This is a genomic window from Salmonella sp. SAL00670, assembly GCF_046552235.1.
Taxonomy (GTDB): domain Bacteria; phylum Pseudomonadota; class Gammaproteobacteria; order Enterobacterales; family Enterobacteriaceae; genus Salmonella; species Salmonella enterica.
In genome coordinates, this window is sequence record NZ_JBGDUO010000004.1 from 239152 (window position 1) to 255807 (window position 16656).

General features: G+C 52.9%; 13 protein-coding genes. 6 read left to right on the top strand and 7 right to left on the bottom strand.

The window, feature by feature from the left end; genetic code table 11:
- The first annotated feature begins 8 nt into the window (after window positions 1-8).
- Entirely contained in the window at window positions 9-1397 is a 1389-nt protein-coding gene (locus tag ACLJRS_RS15065) for a hypothetical protein (protein ID WP_000944337.1), read from the top strand.
- A gap of 66 nt (window positions 1398-1463) precedes the next feature.
- Here ACLJRS_RS15065 and ytfE read toward each other — a convergent pair whose 3' ends face one another.
- The 3 genes from ytfE to ACLJRS_RS15080 form a co-directional block, all read right to left on the bottom strand.
- Window positions 1464-2126: an iron-sulfur cluster repair protein YtfE gene (ytfE, locus tag ACLJRS_RS15070; protein ID WP_000331471.1), complete on the bottom strand. Its 663-nt coding sequence runs from the start codon at window positions 2124-2126 to the stop codon at window positions 1464-1466.
- Between the two features lie 102 nt (window positions 2127-2228).
- Window positions 2229-3194, bottom strand: a complete 966-nt coding sequence (locus ACLJRS_RS15075; RefSeq protein ID WP_000623290.1) for a DMT family transporter — start codon at window positions 3192-3194, stop codon at window positions 2229-2231.
- Window positions 3195-3274: 80 nt separating this feature from the next.
- Window positions 3275-4123 (bottom strand): SDR family oxidoreductase, encoded by an 849-nt coding sequence (locus ACLJRS_RS15080; RefSeq protein WP_000560605.1) that lies wholly within the window; start codon window positions 4121-4123, stop codon window positions 3275-3277.
- A gap of 87 nt (window positions 4124-4210) precedes the next feature.
- On the opposite strand from ACLJRS_RS15080, the gene ACLJRS_RS15085 reads away from it, so the two are divergent.
- A complete protein-coding gene (locus ACLJRS_RS15085) occupies window positions 4211-4597 on the top strand; it encodes a winged helix-turn-helix transcriptional regulator (RefSeq protein WP_001201300.1) in 387 nt (128 codons plus the stop codon).
- 57 nt (window positions 4598-4654) lie between these two features.
- On the opposite strand, the gene ACLJRS_RS15090 is transcribed toward ACLJRS_RS15085, so the two are convergent.
- The gene (locus tag ACLJRS_RS15090; protein WP_000589388.1) at window positions 4655-6598 is read right to left on the bottom strand and encodes a bifunctional 2',3'-cyclic-nucleotide 2'-phosphodiesterase/3'-nucleotidase; all 1944 of its coding nucleotides are present in this window, start codon (window positions 6596-6598) and stop codon (window positions 4655-4657) included.
- 267 nt (window positions 6599-6865) lie between these two features.
- On the opposite strand from ACLJRS_RS15090, the gene cysQ reads away from it, so the two are divergent.
- A complete protein-coding gene (cysQ, locus tag ACLJRS_RS15095; protein WP_000893399.1) occupies window positions 6866-7606 on the top strand; it encodes a 3'(2'),5'-bisphosphate nucleotidase CysQ in 741 nt (246 codons plus the stop codon).
- On the opposite strand, the gene ACLJRS_RS15100 is transcribed toward cysQ, so the two are convergent.
- The gene (locus tag ACLJRS_RS15100) at window positions 7596-8153 is read right to left on the bottom strand and encodes a YtfJ family protein (RefSeq protein ID WP_000175301.1); all 558 of its coding nucleotides are present in this window, start codon (window positions 8151-8153) and stop codon (window positions 7596-7598) included. The two genes, cysQ and ACLJRS_RS15100, sit on opposite strands and share 11 nt — an antisense overlap.
- Window positions 8154-8479: 326 nt before the next feature.
- Between ACLJRS_RS15100 and ACLJRS_RS15105 the strand changes: the two genes are divergently transcribed.
- Window positions 8480-8686, top strand: coding sequence for a DUF1107 domain-containing protein (locus ACLJRS_RS15105; protein WP_000689229.1), 207 nt, complete (start codon window positions 8480-8482; stop codon window positions 8684-8686).
- A gap of 83 nt (window positions 8687-8769) precedes the next feature.
- On the opposite strand, the gene ACLJRS_RS15110 is transcribed toward ACLJRS_RS15105, so the two are convergent.
- Window positions 8770-10113, bottom strand: a complete 1344-nt coding sequence (locus tag ACLJRS_RS15110; protein ID WP_000934974.1) for a hemolysin family protein — start codon at window positions 10111-10113, stop codon at window positions 8770-8772.
- 182 nt (window positions 10114-10295) lie between these two features.
- Window positions 10296-10934: a peptide-methionine (S)-S-oxide reductase MsrA gene (gene msrA / locus ACLJRS_RS15115; RefSeq protein ID WP_000051472.1), complete on the bottom strand. Its 639-nt coding sequence runs from the start codon at window positions 10932-10934 to the stop codon at window positions 10296-10298.
- A 212-nt stretch (window positions 10935-11146) separates the two neighbouring features.
- Between msrA and tamA the strand changes: the two genes are divergently transcribed.
- Together tamA and tamB are read left to right on the top strand one after the other, a co-directional pair.
- On the top strand, window positions 11147-12880 hold the full coding sequence (gene tamA / locus ACLJRS_RS15120) for an autotransporter assembly complex protein TamA (protein WP_001120230.1): 1734 nt from the start codon (window positions 11147-11149) through the stop codon (window positions 12878-12880).
- Entirely contained in the window at window positions 12877-16656 is a 3780-nt protein-coding gene (gene tamB / locus ACLJRS_RS15125; RefSeq protein ID WP_000060827.1) for an autotransporter assembly complex protein TamB, read from the top strand. The genes tamA and tamB overlap by 4 nt, the downstream gene beginning before the upstream one ends.

Sequence of the window (16656 nt, forward strand, 5' to 3'; positions counted from 1 at the left end):
ATGGCGCAATGTTGAGAATAAAACAGTTCTGTTTATCGATTTTATTAATGCTGGCACCAGTGTTAGCTCTGGCCTGTTCCGGCATTCCATATGCTTTGTTTCACTATCAGCCGTGGGGGCAGGGAACGAAATATGTAGTTGAAGAAGATTATGATTATGGTATTAATTTTAAAGATATTGAAATTCGAGAGGTAAAATTTAGTCAACTACGGCACGTTCCTGACCGCATTGTTAATGAATATAATGACCGTGGAAAAATGAGTAATGATTTTGTTCATGTCGCCGCTTTTTCATCGCTAATAAAAAATGATTTCTGGCAGTTTTATTGGCTAACCGACGGCCAGCATATTTTATGGGCTGGGAAAATCGTACAAAATCCACCGGGTAAGCCGCCAGTGGATGCAGCGACTTTTCGGGCGTATGGACGCTTTGCCGCTGATAAAGATAGTCTTTACTTCGACGGCGAGCGCACAGATGATAATCATGGTGAAAAAAGGGTCGATATAGATTCGTTGCAGCAGGTCGGCGGCAACATCAAATTAAACGACTCCGGCGATGTGCTTAAAGACAGGCGCAACCTCTACTTTCAGGGACGCTGGCTGGCTAGTGCGCAGGGATATTCCATCCTGGGCGTTAAATCCTGGGAGCAGCGTAATATTCTGTTTTCGCCGACCAGCTGCGATACTACATCTAATCCTGGCCCGTGGGACACTATTCTACGTACCGCCACGCAGGTTTTTATTAATGGTGTGGCAATTGATGCCGATCCGAACTCTTTTCATGTTGTGCGCTGGGTCGCTGGCGTGCAGTTACTCTATCGCGACAAAGCAGGCGTAAAACGCTATTACTTCGGCAAAGACTGTCTCAATACGTTTAATGTACAGCGGGATAAGGTGACATGGATGACGCGAGAGGCATCGCGCCGAGGCGATGACTGCCGAATAGCGACTATTCCCAATGTTGATCCAGAATATTTCCATCCCATTCATTACAATTGGACGGTAGCACAGTACAAAGATCTATTGTACCAGGTGAAGTATGTCTCTCCGGTCGACAGGGTATTAACCATCACCCGCTTGCCTGATCCGCAGGTACAGCTGAAAGCTGGCGCTAATTTGGTGGGTAAACAGATCTATTTTATCGGCGATGGGGGCGTGCAGATTATCGACCCTATTGGACCATTGGTGTGGTTTAAAAATCCCGATGGTTCATTTTCTGATGTTTTTGCTCATGACGATCGTTATCTCTATTTCTTCGGTGATACGCTGGTGGATAGCGGGCAACGGCGTAACGTAACGCGGACGCTGGATACTGCGCATATCGACAAGAGCGGTTATTATCTGGTCACTGAGGAGGGGAAATATGAGGTTATTAATAATGCATTCACCTCTCGCTAAAAAGCGTTAGTCGATTCAGAATAAACGATCCTGTCTATACGTTCAGGATCGTTTATTGGCGGTGGATTATTCCCCGGCCAGCGCGCGTGGGAACAGCACGTTATTCTCCAGGCTGATGTGCTCCATCAGATCATCAATCATCTCATTAATGCCGTTATACATCGCTTTCCAGGTGGTGCAGGCTTCTGGCGGCGGCGTTACATTTTGGGTGACGTGTTTGATGACGTCTACCAGCTCTCCCGCCTCGTCATGCTCGCTTTCCATTACGCTTATCGGGCCCGTTGCCTGGCGACCCATACCCTGTTTGATCATGGGGAACAGGATCTGTTCTTCTTTCATCATATGGCTGGAAAGCTCTTCATGCAGCGCGGTGAGATATTTTGTCAGGCCGCGTGGGACGTTTGGCTTATCCGCGTGAACGCGTTCCACTTTGGTTGCCTGCAGGATAAGCTCCGGCAGTTGTTCGCGGTGTCGATCATGATAGCGCACAACGATATGGTCAATAATGTCCGCCAGCGGAACGGCGCGCCAGTCTTTTTCGATGGGCTGTTCAGCCAATTGCGCCAGTTGCGCTTCAATGATGTCAATATCGACGTCGTGACGCGCGGCGGCGCGTGCCAGCGTCTGTTTTCCACCGCAGCAGTAATCCATATCGTACTGGCGAAACAGCGCCGATGCGCGGGGAATAGAGAGCGCCAGTTCGCCTAAAGGTTGATCGCGATAAGCCATAGCCGTTACCTCATTTGCAATAATATAAGTTGTATTTTAAATACATCTTTAAGGCGAGGCTATAACTCTTTCGGGGTGCGTATAATTTAAGCGAGTATGAAATTAGCGTTCCGTGACCGGAACGACGGTCGCTTTTTCCGGTTTCGCTCTCACGGCAATGACCACGCCCGCCACCAGGAGCGCAATGCCGCTTAACGTCAGGAATGGCGGGATTTCCTGGCGCAGAATGAAGGTATAGAGCAGTCCCGCCAACGTCTCAAAAACAATCAGCGGCCCTAAAATAACGGTTGGCAATTTTTGGCTGGCGATATTCCAGCACAGCGCGCCCACCCAGGAACACAGCACTGCGATGGCGATCATCAGACCGATAAACAGCGCGGGATGCGGGCCAAAGGGCAGGGTAAACAACGGTTTCTGGATACTCAGCCACAGACAGACCGCCGCATAGCCGATTAACGAGACCGGCAGCGTAACCAGCGCCTGCGCCGTTGCCCACATCATGGGATGTTTGTCGGGATTTTCCCGCAGCCAGCGGGCGTTGCGCAGCGCATACCATGCCCAGCACGCTACGGAAATCAGCGCCAGCACAATGCCTGAACCATAGCGCCAGCCGCTAACATCGGATAATCCCTGACTAAGTTCAGCAATATTGACGCACAGCAGGCCAAAACCGATAAGCGCCAGCGCGGGCGCTAAACGCCGCCAGGATAATCTGCCGTCTCGTTGGCTATAGAGAACGTTAGCGAAAAGTGGAATGACGACCGGCAATGTCCCGATGATCATCGTCGACACCGGCGCGCCGGTTCGCTGAATAGCGCTGGCGAGGCAGGCGTAATAGATTACATTGCCCATCAAAGTCAGCGACAGGGCGGTGGACCAGTCTTTGCGCGTCAACTGGCGTAACCGCGTGCGGCCTAACCAGGCAATCGGCAGGGCAATCAGCCCCAGCGCCAGATAGCGTCCCATTGACTGTAAGAGGGCCGGGTAATCTGGCACGATTAACGGGCCGACGAAAATCAATCCCCACATTAGCCCTGCCAGCAGGGCGTATAGCACGCCGCTAATCATCAGATTCTCCTCATAAACCGTTCCGTCATTATCAGAGAAGGTCTATGAGGATGCCACATAAATTAACTAAATTTTAACACTTACAGTACGGAGCGAAGGCTTTCTGTGAGCGTCGTCGTCGGGCGACCGATGAGTTTACGCAGCGTATGGCTGTCATCAAACAGGCCGCCTTTCGCCGCGCCAGCGTCAGAATTGGCCAACATATCCGCCAGTCCGTCAGGCAGGCCTGCGCCTTTCAGCGCGGCGGCAAAATCGACTTCGCTCAGGTTCTGGTAGACGATTTTTTTTCCGCTCTGATGAGTAAGTTCATCCGCCAACTGGCTTAATGTCCAGGCGCCATCACCCGCCAGCTCGTAGACATTCCCGGCGTGACCCTCTTCACGGATGACGCGCGCGGCGGCGGCGGCATAGTCAGCGCGCATTGCGGAGGCGATTTTCCCTTCTCCCGCCGCGCCAATAAAGACGCCATGTTTCAGCGCGGCAGGGACGCTCGCCAGGTAGTTTTCCGTATACCAGCCGTTACGTAATAGCGTGTGAGGAATACCTGACTCAGCCAGCATCTTTTCCGTTTCAATATGTTCATCGGCGAGTGCCAGCGGCGATTTATCCGCATGTAGCAGGCTGGTATAGGCGATGAATTTCACCTTCGCGGCAATGGCGGCCTGAATAACGTTGCGGTGCTGCGCGGTGCGTTGTCCCACTTCGCTGGATGATATAAGCAGCAGTTTATCAACGCCCTGTAAGGCGGTGGTCAGCGCGGCTTCGTTAGCGTAATCCGCCTGGCGAACGGCAATCCCGCGCTGACTGAGCGGGGCGGCTTTTTTCGGGTTACGGACGATCGCGATGAGGTGACCGGCGGGCGTCGTTTTTAGCAGGTTTTCAATAACGTGTTGGCCCAGTTGGCCTGTTGCGCCAGTGATAGCAATCATGGTGAACTCCTCAGTGTTGGTCTTGTGTTTTATTACGCTACCACCTAAACTTACTTTTAGTAAGTACGTACAAAAAGGTAAGTATCAATGCGCGCTCATACTCTTTCCCGGCAGTTGCGTGAAGGCAATCTCTTTGCTGAACGGTGCCCGTCCCGTGAGGTGTTAAAACATGTCACCAGTCGCTGGGGCGTACTGATTCTGGTCGCGTTACGCGACGGTACACACCGTTTTAGCGACCTGCGCCGCAAGATGGGAGGCGTGAGTGAAAAGATGCTGGCGCAGTCGTTACAGGCGCTTGAACAGGACGGATTTCTCAACCGGGTGTCATATCCAGTTGTTCCGCCGCATGTGGAGTACAGCCTGACGCCGCTTGGCGAGCAGGTGAGTGATAAAGTCGCCGCGCTGGCGGACTGGATAGAACTGAATTTGCCCCAGGTATTGGCGCAGCGGGACCGTTTATCAGATGACGGCTAGCGCTTTATTCGGCCTGCCAGTCAGGCCGAATAAACGCAGCGCCATACGGGACACACGTTACTTGCTTAAATCCACCTGATAAATGGCAAAACCAATATCATCGACGGCAACCTTCTTCATCGGATACTGCCCTTTCGCTTTAATGAAGGCAGCGGCTTTATCGCCTGGCGATGTTTCAAAGCGGATATCCAGCGCCGTATCGCTGTGGATTGGCGCCAGACGCCAGTTATTATCCGCCGCCGGATGGATTTCGCCCGCGCGTTTTGACTCTGCGCCAATCCATGCCGCCAGCACGGCGCGATTTTCATCCGGAGACGCAAAGGCGATATGGCTGTCGCCCGTGCCGGCAAACTTGCCGCCGTAAGCGCGATAGTTATTCGTGGCGACCAGGAACGTAGCGTTCGGGTCGACAGGCTTACCGTTAAAGGTCAGGTTTTTAATACGTTCCGCCTGCTGATTCACCATCTGGCATTCGCCATCATAGCGGGCGGGCTGTGACACATCGATTTGATAATTCACGCCGTCAATGACATCGAAATTATAGGTGCGAAAGCCATCCCAATTGATCAACGATTGCGGTTTGTTGCTGTGAATATCAATCTGATTAAATTGTCCGGCAGAACATTCCAGCCACTCTTTTACCTCCTTGCCGCTGGCTTTCACCACCACCAGCGTATTCGGATAGAGATAAAGATCCGCGGCGTTACGGAAGGTCAACTGGCCTTTTTCCACTTCGACAAAACTGGCAGGATCGTTCTTACGCCCGCCAACTTTAAACGGCGCGGCGGCGGAGAGCACCGGCAGTTTCGCCAGATCCGGATCGCCCTGAATAAAGTGTTCCACATACGCTTTTTGCGCATTATTCACCACCTGTACGGTAGGATCGTCCTGCACCAGAGCAAGATAACTGTACATATTATCGGCGGATTTACCGATGGGCTTGCTGACAAACCCGCGGGTGGCGTCGTGATCGGCTTTCAGAATACCGACCAGCTTACTGTCTTCCGCCGCCAGCGACTTTTTAGCGGCGGCGTCGTAAATAGGCCGCGCTTCCGCTTTCGCCTGCGTAACCTGCCATTTGCCGCTGTCGTTATTGAGCACCAGATCGACCACTCCCAGATGGTCGCCCCACATGCCTGGCATTACCGCAGGAATGCCGTTAAGCGTACCTTTGGCGATATCCGCGCCTTTGATGTCGGCAAAATCTTTACCGGGGAAGACAGCATGGGCGTGGCCAAACATAATCGCGTCGACGCCGGGAACTTCGCTGAGGTAATAAACCGAGTTTTCCGCCATGCTGTGGTACGGATCGGCAGAAAGGCCTGAGTGAGCAATGACTACCACGATATCAGCGCCTTTCTCGCGCATTTCGGGCACATATTTCCGGGCGGTTTCCGTAATGTCATTGACGGTAACTTTGCCGCTCAGATTCGCTTTATCCCAAATCATGATTTGCGGCGGAACAAAGCCGATATAGCCGATTTTCAGAGTTTGCGGGTGGCCGTCTTTATCAATAACGCTCGTCTCTTTAATCAGATAAGGCGTAAAGAGCGGCTTTTGGGTTTTAACGTCGATAATATTGGCGTTAACATAAGGGAATTTCGCGCCGGCCAGCGCGTTATGCAGATAGTCCAGACCATAATTAAACTCATGGTTGCCGAGGTTTCCAACCGCGTAATCCAGAGTGTTGAGCGCTTTATAGACCGGGTGAACATCACCGTCTTTGAGCCCTTTTGCCGCCATATAATCGCCCAGAGGGCTCCCCTGAATCAGGTCGCCGTTATCCACCAGCACGCTGTTTTTGACTTCATTTCGGGCGGCATGAATCAAACTTGCGGTACGTACCAATCCGAATTTTTCGGTTGCGGTATCCTTGTAATAATCGAAATCCATCATGTTGCTATGTAAATCAGTAGTTTCCATGATACGGAGATCGACGGTGGCCGCATTCACGCTGGCGGCGATCAGCGTAGCCAGAAGCGTTGCACTAAACTTAATCATCAGAGGCACCTTTTAAGAACGCAATAGAAAAGCCGGATAGTGAAAAATAGCGATGATAAACAGTGAAACCCGATATCGTTCCGACCGTCGCCAGAAGAAGGCGAAACTGCCCCATCCGGCCGATTTTTTGCGAGTGTTCACAGAAGGGTGAATCATGCCATGAAAGGTATTATCAAAACCGCAGACGGTATCACAGTTGGCGGAACCCTTAACGATCGGGTATAAGTAAAACAACGAGTTAACGCCCCTGTCATAAAGAGGTGGAGAATGTTAGAACAAGTATGCCAGCTTGCACGGAACGCGGGCGATGCCATTATGCAGGTTTATGATGGAGCCAAACCGATGGAGTACGCCCGCAAGCAGGACGATTCTCCAGTCACTGCGGCGGATATCGCCGCACATACCGTGATTCTCGAAGGGTTACGCACGCTCACGCCGGATATTCCGGTGCTTTCAGAAGAAGATCCGCCCGCCTGGGAAGTGCGCCAGCACTGGCAGCGCTACTGGCTGGTCGATCCGCTCGACGGCACCAAAGAGTTCATCAAGCGCAATGGCGAATTCACGGTCAATATTGCGCTGATTGAGCAGGGCAAGCCGGTGTTGGGCGTTGTCTATGCGCCGGTGCTGAAAGTGATGTACTACGCGGCGGAAGGTAAGGCCTGGAAAGAGGAGTGCGGGGTGCGTAAGCAGATTCAGGTGCGGGATGCCCGCCCGCCGCTGGTGGTGATTAGCCGTTCGCATACGGATGATGAACTCACCGAATATCTCCAACAGCTTGGCGAACATCAGACCACCTCTATTGGTTCCTCGCTGAAATTCTGTCTTGTGGCGGAAGGCCAGGCGCAGCTTTACCCCAGATTTGGGCCGACCAGCGTCTGGGACACTGGCGCAGGTCATGCCATTGCCGTTGCAGCCGGGGCGCACGTTCACGACTGGCAGGGAAAAACGCTGGACTATACCCCTCGTGAATCGTTCCTTAACCCCGGCTTCCGGGTGACTATTTACTGAGGAGCTTATGCAGCAGGTCGACCACCTGCTGTACCTCTTGCTGGGTTAACGCGCCATCTTTCACCCATTGAACCCGACCGTCTTTGTCAAGCACGATGACGGCGGACCCCTCTTCTTTTAATTGCCAGGCGTTACGCGCCACGCCATTGCTGTCGACAATAAATTGCGACCACGGGTAGAGCTTTTTATTACTTTCTATACTGCTACGCACGAACATACCGGAGCCTGGGATCGCATCATCGGTGTTCACAATTGTGGTCGTCTGGTATCTGTCATGCGGGAGCTTGGCTGATTTAATCGCTTCAATCAGCGTGGCGTTTTTTTCCTTCGCTGACGTTCGACCCGCAATGTGCAGCAGGACGCGCACTTTTCCCGCCAGCTGCGCGCTATTCCAGTTTTTATAACTAAACTCATCTTTATTCAACGTCAGTTCGCCACGATCGGCAATGCCTACCGGCGGCACCCGTTGGTTATCTTCAAGGTTATGCGCACAAGCCATTATGGGGAGTAGCAGACACGACATCGCCAGAATTTTACGTAGGGTCATGGTCATTCCTTCTTTATTTTTTTGCAGGTGATCCGACCACTTTGGGCCGACAGTTAATCATATGTGCGATTGATGCTTTTTCCCGCAAAGGGGATGCCAGTTTGCGGGCGGGCGCACACTTCCTGTGAAAAATGAAGGCATATACTGAGAAAAATGAGCTGATGTTTAGATAATTCTGAATAACTGTAATCAAAAGGTAAATATACTTATGCACACTGGAAACGACGTAGATATGGTCTATAGTCATATGGCATTAAAATTTGCGCCTTAAAACTGTTGGGCCGATTGTGGCACCGCAAGGGCGTAATACTCTGCAGGAGACAACAATGAAAATTTTCCAACGCTACAACCCGCTACAGGTGGCGAAGTACGTGAAGATCCTGTTCCGTGGACGGTTATATATCAAGGATGTTGGCGCTTTTGAGTTCGATAAGGGTAAGATTCTTATCCCAAAAGTGAGAGACAAGCAGCACTTGTCTGTGATGTCTGAAGTTAACCGTCAGGTTATGCGTCTGCAAACTGAGATGGCGTAACCAAAAGTGCTATGCAGTAGGTTAAAAAAGTAAAAAAAACGGCTCCTGAATCAGGAGCCGTTGATGTTTCTGGCAAACGGATTTCAGGCCGCGCTGTCTTCTTTACCTTGCGCATCGGGCAGTTTCGGCGCCGGTACGTTGCTTTTATTGTCGAGGCGCGTCACCAGCAACTGATCGATACGGTAGTTGTCGATATCCACCACTTCAAATTTGTAGCCGGAAAACTTCACCGAATCAGTGCGTTTTGGGATCTTGCGCAGCATAAACATCATAAAGCCGCCAATGGTTTCATAGTTGCCGGATTGCGGAAACTCATCGATATCCAGCACGCGCATCACGTCGTCAATCGGCGTGCCGCCGTCAACCAGCCAGGAATTTTCATCGCGCGCCACAATTTGCTCTTCCAGTCCCTGGCCGACCAGGTCACCCATTAGCGTGGTCATCACATCGTTCAGCGTAATGATACCGACGACCAGCGCGTATTCATTCATAATGACCGCGAAATCTTCGCCCGCCGTTTTGAAACTTTCCAGCGCCTCAGAAAGGGTCAGCGTATCCGGCACAATCAAGGTATTGCGAATTTGCACCCCGCTATTCAGCGCCATACTTTGGTTAGCCAGCACGCGATTCAGCAGATCTTTGGAGTCTACATAGCCGATGATGTGGTCGATATCTTCATTACACACCAAAAATTTTGAGTGCGGATGTTCGGCGACCTTTTTCTTCAGGCTTTGTTCGTCTTCGTGCAGATCAAACCAGATGATACTTTCGCGCGACGTCATAGAAGACGGTACGGTGCGAGATTCAAGTTCAAACACATTTTCAATTAGTTCGTGCTCTTGCTTGCGCAAGACGCCCGCCAGCGCGCCGGCTTCCACCACTGCGTAAATATCATCAGAAGTAATGTCGTCTTTCCGCACCATTGGAATTTTGAACAGGCGGAAGATGTTGTTTGCCATGCCGTTAAACAGCCACACCAGCGGGCGAAAAACGAACAGGCAGAAGCGCATCGGGTTGATGATACGCAAAGCCACAGCTTCTGGCGCAATCATACCGATGCGTTTCGGGGTTAAATCCGCGAACAGGATAAACAGCCCCGTCACCAGCGAGAAAGAGAGAATAAAGCTCAGCTGCTCGGAGAGTTCTGGCGACATATAGTGCGAGAAGAGGGCGGAAAAGGCGGGCGAAAATGCCGCATCGCCGACGATACCGCCAAGAATAGCGACGGCGTTCAGGCCAATTTGCACAACGGTGAAAAACATGCCGGGATTTTCCTGCATTTTCAATACGCGTTGTGCGTTGATACTGCCTTCATCAGCTAATAACTTAAGTTTAATCTTACGTGATGCGGCAAGCGAGATCTCGGAGATGGAGAAGAACGCACTTACAGCGATCAGGCAGAATATAATGAATATACTGTTTAACATATCTTATCCGGCGAAACGCCAGATCCTCGGAAGGGAAGTTTATAAATCCGTGTGGTAACGTTTAATGAAAACCGGCTCGTAGCAGTGAGCCGATAAGTTCAGGGCTAGTATAGCGTAAGCTACTGTAAAGTCGCCAGAGGGTTCATTTTCAACTCCGACAAGTTCCCCCTACGCCTGCGTCGTCACGCGTCAGGCGGCAGGCAAACGCCGATCCCGCCAATCCCGCAGTAACCGTATGGATTTTTGTGCAGATACTGTTGGTGTTCATCCTCGGCGTAGTAAAACGGCGTCGCATGGGCGATTTCCGTGGTAATAGGGCGATGGTCTCCGGCGGCGGTCATTGCCGACTGAAAGCGCTCGCGACTGGCGTGAGCGGCGGCATTCTGTTCCGGCGTTAAGGGATAAATCGCAGAACGGTATTGCGTACCGTGATCGTTACCCTGTTGCATCCCCTGCGTCGGATCGTGATTTTCCCAGAAGGTCTGTAAAAGCTGCTCATAACTGATAACGGCAGGATCGTACACTATCCGTACCGCTTCGGCATGGCCGGTCTGCCCGGAGCAGACTTCCCGGTAGGTTGGATTAGGCGTGTAACCGCCTGCATACCCTGCCGCGGTGCTATATACGCCGGGCAATTGCCAGAATAAACGTTCTACGCCCCAGAAACAGCCCATAGCGAAGTAGGCGATCTCCATCCCGGCAGGGACATTGGTCATAGAGTGTTCATTTACCGCATGCAGAGTGGCGATCGGCATCGGGGTGTTGCGTCCTGGTAACGCATCTGCTTGAGTAACCAGATGTTTTTTATCAAATAAACTCATGAGCTATTCTCCCGAAAGCGTTAATTGGCGTTAAGGTTGTAACGAGACGCATCTTTGCACACAATAACAACATTAATGTATCTGGATTTAACCATAAGAAATATTTGGGCAGTCGTCTGCTTTTCAATCGAAATTGTTGATTTTATGTTAAGCCGCGGAGCGGTAGTGTGATTTTTTCCAGGGGTGGGAATAGGGGATATTCAGGAGAAAATGTGCCACATATCCGTCAGTTATGTTGGGTTAGCTTACTGTGCCTGAGCAGTTCTGCGGTAGCCGCAAATGTTCGTCTGAAAGTCGAAGGGCTATCCGGAGAGCTGGAAAAAAACGTTCGCGCACAGCTCTCTACGATTCAGAGCGATGAGGTGACGCCGGATCGGCGCTTTCGCGCCCGAGTTGATGATGCGATTCGCGAAGGGCTTAAAGCGTTAGGCTATTACGAACCCACTATCAAATTCGACTTGCTTCCACCGCCTGCGAAAGGACGGCAGGTATTAATCGCCAGGGTTACGCCCGGCCAGCCGGTGTTGATTGGCGGTACAGAAGTCATTTTACGCGGCGGCGCGCGTACGGACAAAGATTATCTGGCCTTACTGAAAACGCGTCCGGCAATCGGCACGGTGCTCAACCAGGGGGACTATGACAATTTTAAAAAGTCGTTAACCAGCGTGTCGCTACGCAAAGGCTATTTCGACAGCGAATTCATTAAAAGTCAGTTGGGAATTGCTCTGGGCCGTCATCAGGCGTTTTGGGATATTGATTATGATAGCGGTGAGCGCTATCGCTTCGGGCCTGTCACCTTCGAAGGTTCGCAGATTCGTGATGAATATTTACAAAATCTGTTGCCGTTTAAAGAGGGTGATGAGTACGAATCGAAAGATTTGGCGGAACTAAACCGCCGACTTTCCGCTACCGGATGGTTTAATTCTGTCGTGGTGGCGCCGGAATTTGAGAAATCGCGTAAAACAAAAATTCTGCCGTTAAAAGGCGTGGTATCGCCGCGAACCGAAAACACGATTGAAACCGGGGTGGGGTACTCCACCGACGTCGGGCCGCGCGTGAAAGCGTCGTGGAAAAAACCGTGGATGAACTCTTACGGTCATAGCCTGACCACCAGCACCAGTATTTCTGCGCCGGAACAGGTGCTGGATTTTAGTTATAAAATGCCGCTGCTGAAAAACCCGCTGGAGCAATACTATCTGGTCCAGGGCGGTTTTAAACGTACCGATTTGAATGATACGGAGCAGGACTCGACCACGCTTGCCGTGTCGCGTTACTGGGACCTTTCCAGCGGTTGGCAGCGGGCGATTAACCTGCGCTGGAGTTTCGACCACTTTACCCAGGGGAACGTCACCAACACCACCATGCTGTTCTACCCGGGCGTGATGATCAGTCGAACCCGCTCGCGAGGGGGGCTGATGCCAACCTGGGGCGATTCGCAGCGCTACTCGGTAGACTATTCGAATACGGCCTGGGGCTCCGACGTGGATTTCTCCGTGCTGCAGGCGCAAAACGTCTGGATTCGGACTTTGTACGATCGCCACCGTTTTGTGATGCGCGCCAATTTGGGCTGGATAGAAACCGGTGATTTCGACAAAGTTCCGCCGGATTTACGTTTCTTCGCCGGGGGCGACCGCAGTATTCGCGGCTATAAATACAAATCTATTTCGCCTAAAGATAGCGACGGCAATCTTAAAGGCGCCTCAAAACTGGCAACCGGATCGCTGGAGTACCAGTATAACGTCACCGGCAAATGGTGGGGGGCAGTGTTTGTCGATAGCGGCGAGGCGGTGAGTGATATTCGCCGTAGCGATTTCAAAACCGGGACCGGGGTCGGCGTGCGCTGGGCGTCGCCGGTTGGGCCTATCAAACTCGATTTTGCCGTACCGGTCGGCGACAAAGACGAACACGGTTTACAGTTTTATATCGGTCTGGGGCCTGAATTATGAGTTTATGGAAGAAAATAAGCCTCGGCGTGTTGATTTTCATTGTGGTGTTACTGGCGAGCGTTGCGTTTCTGGTCGGGACGACGACGGGGCTGCATCTGGTATTCAGTGCGGCGAACCGCTGGGTGCCGGGGCTGGAGATTGGGCAGGTCACCGGCGGCTGGCGGGACTTATCGTTAAAAAATATCCGCTATGAGCAGCCGGGCGTTGCGGTAAATGCGGGCGAAATTCATCTGGCCGTCGGGCTTGATTGCCTGTGGCGCAGTAGCCTGTGCGTCAATGATCTGGCGCTAAAAGACATTAATGTCGCTATCGACAGCAAAAAAATGCCGCCTTCCGAACCGGCGCAAGAAGAGGAAGAAAGCGGACCGCTGAACCTCTCCACGCCCTGGCCCATCACGCTGTCGCGCGTGGCGTTGAATAACATCAATATCAAGATTGATGACACTACCGTTTCGGTGCTGGATTTTACCTCCGGGCTGGCATGGCAGGAGAAAAACCTGACCCTGAAACCGACGCGGCTTCAGGGATTGCTGATCGCGCTGCCGAAGGTCGCTGACGTGGCGCAGGAAGAGGTGGTTGAACCCAAAATCGAGAAACCTCAACCGGATGAAAAGCCGCTTGGCGAAACGCTAAAAGATCTGTTTGCAAAACCAGTAATGCCGGAGATGACCGATGTTCACCTGCCGCTCAATCTGAATATCGAGTCATTTCGCGGCGAGCAGCTACGCATCACCGGCGATACCGATCTGACGGTGCGCACGATGCTGCTTAAAGTCAGCAGTATCGACGGTAATATGAAGCTGGATACTCTGGATATCGACGCCAACCAGGGCACGGTGAAAGCCTCCGGTACGGCGCAGCTCGCCAATAACTGGCCGGTTGATATTACGCTCAACAGTACGCTGAATATCGATCCGCTAAAGGGTGAAAAGATAAAACTCAAGGTCGGCGGCGCGTTACGCGAACAACTGGAGGTCGGGGTGAACCTTTCCGGGCCGATGGATGTCGCGCTTCGCGCCCAGACGCGGCTGGCGGAGGCCGGTTTACCGCTCAATCTTGAAGTCGTCAGCCAACGCATTGCCTGGCCATTGACGGGTGATACCCAGTTTCAGGCTGACGATCTGAAGCTCAAACTGAGCGGTAAGATGACCGACTATACGTTGTCGATGCGAACCACCGTGAAAGGACAAGATATTCCGCCGGCGACCATCACGCTGGATGCCAAAGGGAATGAGCGGCAGATTAATCTCGATAAACTTACCATCGCCGCTCTGGAGGGAAAAACCGAACTGAAAGCGCTGGTGGACTGGCAGCAGGCGATTAGCTGGCGTGGCGAACTGACGCTGAATGGCATCAATACCGCTAAAGAGATCCCGGACTGGCCCGCGAAGCTTAACGGCGTCATGAAAACCAAAGGCAGCCTCTACGGCGGCACCTGGCAGATGGATGTTCCGGAGCTCAAGCTGACCGGCAATGTGAAGCAGAACAGCGTTAACGTCAACGGGACGCTAAAGGGCAACAGCTACATGCAGTGGACGATCCCGGGGCTGCACCTTGCGCTGGGCCCAAACAGCGCCGATATAAAAGGCGAGCTTGGTGTTAAGGAGCTGAATCTTGACGCCGCCATCGATGCGCCAGGGCTGGATAATGCGCTGCCAGGGCTGGGGGGCATGGCAAAAGGAATTGTTAAAGTCCGCGGTACGGTAGAAGCGCCGCAGCTGTTGGCGGATATCACCGCCCGCGGCTTGCGCTGGCAGGAGCTTTCTGTCGCCCAGGCGCGCATCGAGGGCGATATTAAATCCACCGATCAGATAGCGGGCCATCTCAACGTTCGCGTAGAGCGGATTTCGCAGCCCGACGTTAACATCAATCTGGTGACGCTTGACGCCAAAGGCAGCGAGAAGCAGCATCAGCTACAGCTCCGTGTTCAGGGAGAACCGGTATCCGGTCAACTCTCCCTGACAGGCAGTTTTGATCGCGAGGCGGCGCGCTGGAAAGGGACGTTAAGCGACACCCGTTTCCAGACGCCAGTGGGGCCATGGTCGTTGACCCGCGCGATTGCGCTGGACTACCGTAATAAAGAACAGAAAATTAGTATCGGGCCGCATTGTTGGCTGAACCCGAACGCCGAGCTGTGCATCCCGCAAACCATTGATGCGGGCGCCGCAGGACGGGCGGTGGTCAATCTCAACCGCTTTGATCTGGCGATGCTGAAGCCATTTATGCCTGATACCACTCAGGCCAGCGGGATCTTTAGCGGGAAAGCGGACGTGTCGTGGGACACCACCCAGGAGGGATTGCCGCAGGGGAAGGTCACGCTTTCCGGTCGTAATGTGAAGGTCACGCAGACCGTCAATGACGCGCCATTACCGGTCGCGTTTGAGACGCTGAACCTCAGCGCCGATCTGCACAATAATCGCGCCGAGCTGGGATGGCTGATTCGCCTGACGAACAATGGTCAATTCGATGGCCAGGTGCAGGTAACCGATCCTCAGGGGCGGCGCAATCTCGGCGGTAACGTCAACATGCGCAATCTCAATCTGGCGATGGTCAACCCTGTCTTTTCGCGCGGCGAAAAAGCGGCGGGAATGTTAAACGCCAGGCTACGTCTGGGCGGCGATGTACAAAGCCCGCAGTTGTTTGGTCAGTTGCAGCTTAGCGCGCTGGATATTGACGGTAATTTTATGCCGTTTGAGATGCAGCCGAGCCAGCTCACCATGAACTTTAGCGGGACGCGTTCGACGCTCGCCGGTATCGTGCGAACACAACAAGGGCAAATTAACCTGAACGGCAACGCCGACTGGAGTCAGATTGACAACTGGCGCGCGCGGGTGACGGCGAAAGGCAGCCGGGTGCGGATTACCGTTCCGCCGATGGTGCGCCTGGATGTCTCGCCGGATGTGGTCTTTGACGCGACGCCTTCGCTGTTCACGTTGGATGGGCGTGTGGACGTTCCGTGGGCGCGAATTGTGGTGCACGACCTGCCAGAGAGTGCGGTTGGCGTCTCCAGCGATGTGGTTATGCTCAACAATGACCTGCAACCAGAAACGCCGCAGACAGCGTCTATTCCCATCAACAGTAATCTGACGGTCCACGTCGGCAACAACGTGCGTATCGACGCCTTCGGGCTTAAAGCGCGTTTGACCGGCGATTTGAAAGTCGCGCAGGATAAGCAGGGGCTGGGGTTGAATGGTCAAATCAATATTCCTGACGGCCGATTCCGCGCCTACGGCCAGGACCTGCTTGTCCGTAAAGGCGAGCTGCTGTTCTCCGGCCCGCCGGATCAGCCGCTGCTCAATATCGAAGCGATCCGTAACCCTGACGCCACCGAAGACGATGTCATTGCGGGCGTGCGCGTCACAGGCACTGCTGATGAACCCAAAGCGGAAATCTTCTCCGATCCGGCGATGCCGCAGGCTGAAGCGCTTTCTTATCTGCTGCGTGGGCAGGGGTTGGACAGCAATCAGAGTGATAGCGCAGCAATGACCTCCATGCTTATTGGTCTGGGGGTTGCGCAAAGTGGTCAGGTTGTGGGTAAAATCGGAGAGACATTCGGTGTAAGTAATCTGGCGCTGGACACGCAAGGGGTGGGCGATTCGTCCCAGGTTGTGGTCAGCGGCTATGTACTGCCGGGTCTACAGGTGAAGTATGGTGTAGGGATATTTGACTCTCTGGCGACGCTCACGTTACGTTATCGCCTGATGCCTAAGCTATATCTGGAAGCAGTGTCTGGCGTAGATCAGGCACTTGATTTGCTCTATCAGTTTGAGTTTTAG

Excerpts from the sequence above, each read along its gene's own strand:
- ACLJRS_RS15065 (WP_000944337.1), top strand. The coding sequence starts at position 9 with ATGTTGAGAATAAAACAGTTCTGTTTATCGATTTTATTAATGCTGGCA.
- ytfE (WP_000331471.1), bottom strand. The coding sequence starts at position 2,126 with ATGGCTTATCGCGATCAACCTTTAGGCGAACTGGCGCTCTCTATTCCC.
- ACLJRS_RS15075 (WP_000623290.1), bottom strand. The coding sequence starts at position 3,194 with ATGATTAGCGGCGTGCTATACGCCCTGCTGGCAGGGCTAATGTGGGGA.
- ACLJRS_RS15080 (WP_000560605.1), bottom strand. The coding sequence starts at position 4,123 with ATGATTGCTATCACTGGCGCAACAGGCCAACTGGGCCAACACGTTATT.
- ACLJRS_RS15085 (WP_001201300.1), top strand. The coding sequence starts at position 4,211 with ATGCGCGCTCATACTCTTTCCCGGCAGTTGCGTGAAGGCAATCTCTTT.
- ACLJRS_RS15090 (WP_000589388.1), bottom strand. The coding sequence starts at position 6,598 with ATGATTAAGTTTAGTGCAACGCTTCTGGCTACGCTGATCGCCGCCAGC.
- cysQ (WP_000893399.1), top strand. The coding sequence starts at position 6,866 with ATGTTAGAACAAGTATGCCAGCTTGCACGGAACGCGGGCGATGCCATT.
- ACLJRS_RS15100 (WP_000175301.1), bottom strand. The coding sequence starts at position 8,153 with ATGACCCTACGTAAAATTCTGGCGATGTCGTGTCTGCTACTCCCCATA.
- ACLJRS_RS15105 (WP_000689229.1), top strand. The coding sequence starts at position 8,480 with ATGAAAATTTTCCAACGCTACAACCCGCTACAGGTGGCGAAGTACGTG.
- ACLJRS_RS15110 (WP_000934974.1), bottom strand. The coding sequence starts at position 10,113 with ATGTTAAACAGTATATTCATTATATTCTGCCTGATCGCTGTAAGTGCG.
- msrA (WP_000051472.1), bottom strand. The coding sequence starts at position 10,934 with ATGAGTTTATTTGATAAAAAACATCTGGTTACTCAAGCAGATGCGTTA.
- tamB (WP_000060827.1), top strand. The coding sequence starts at position 12,877 with ATGAGTTTATGGAAGAAAATAAGCCTCGGCGTGTTGATTTTCATTGTG.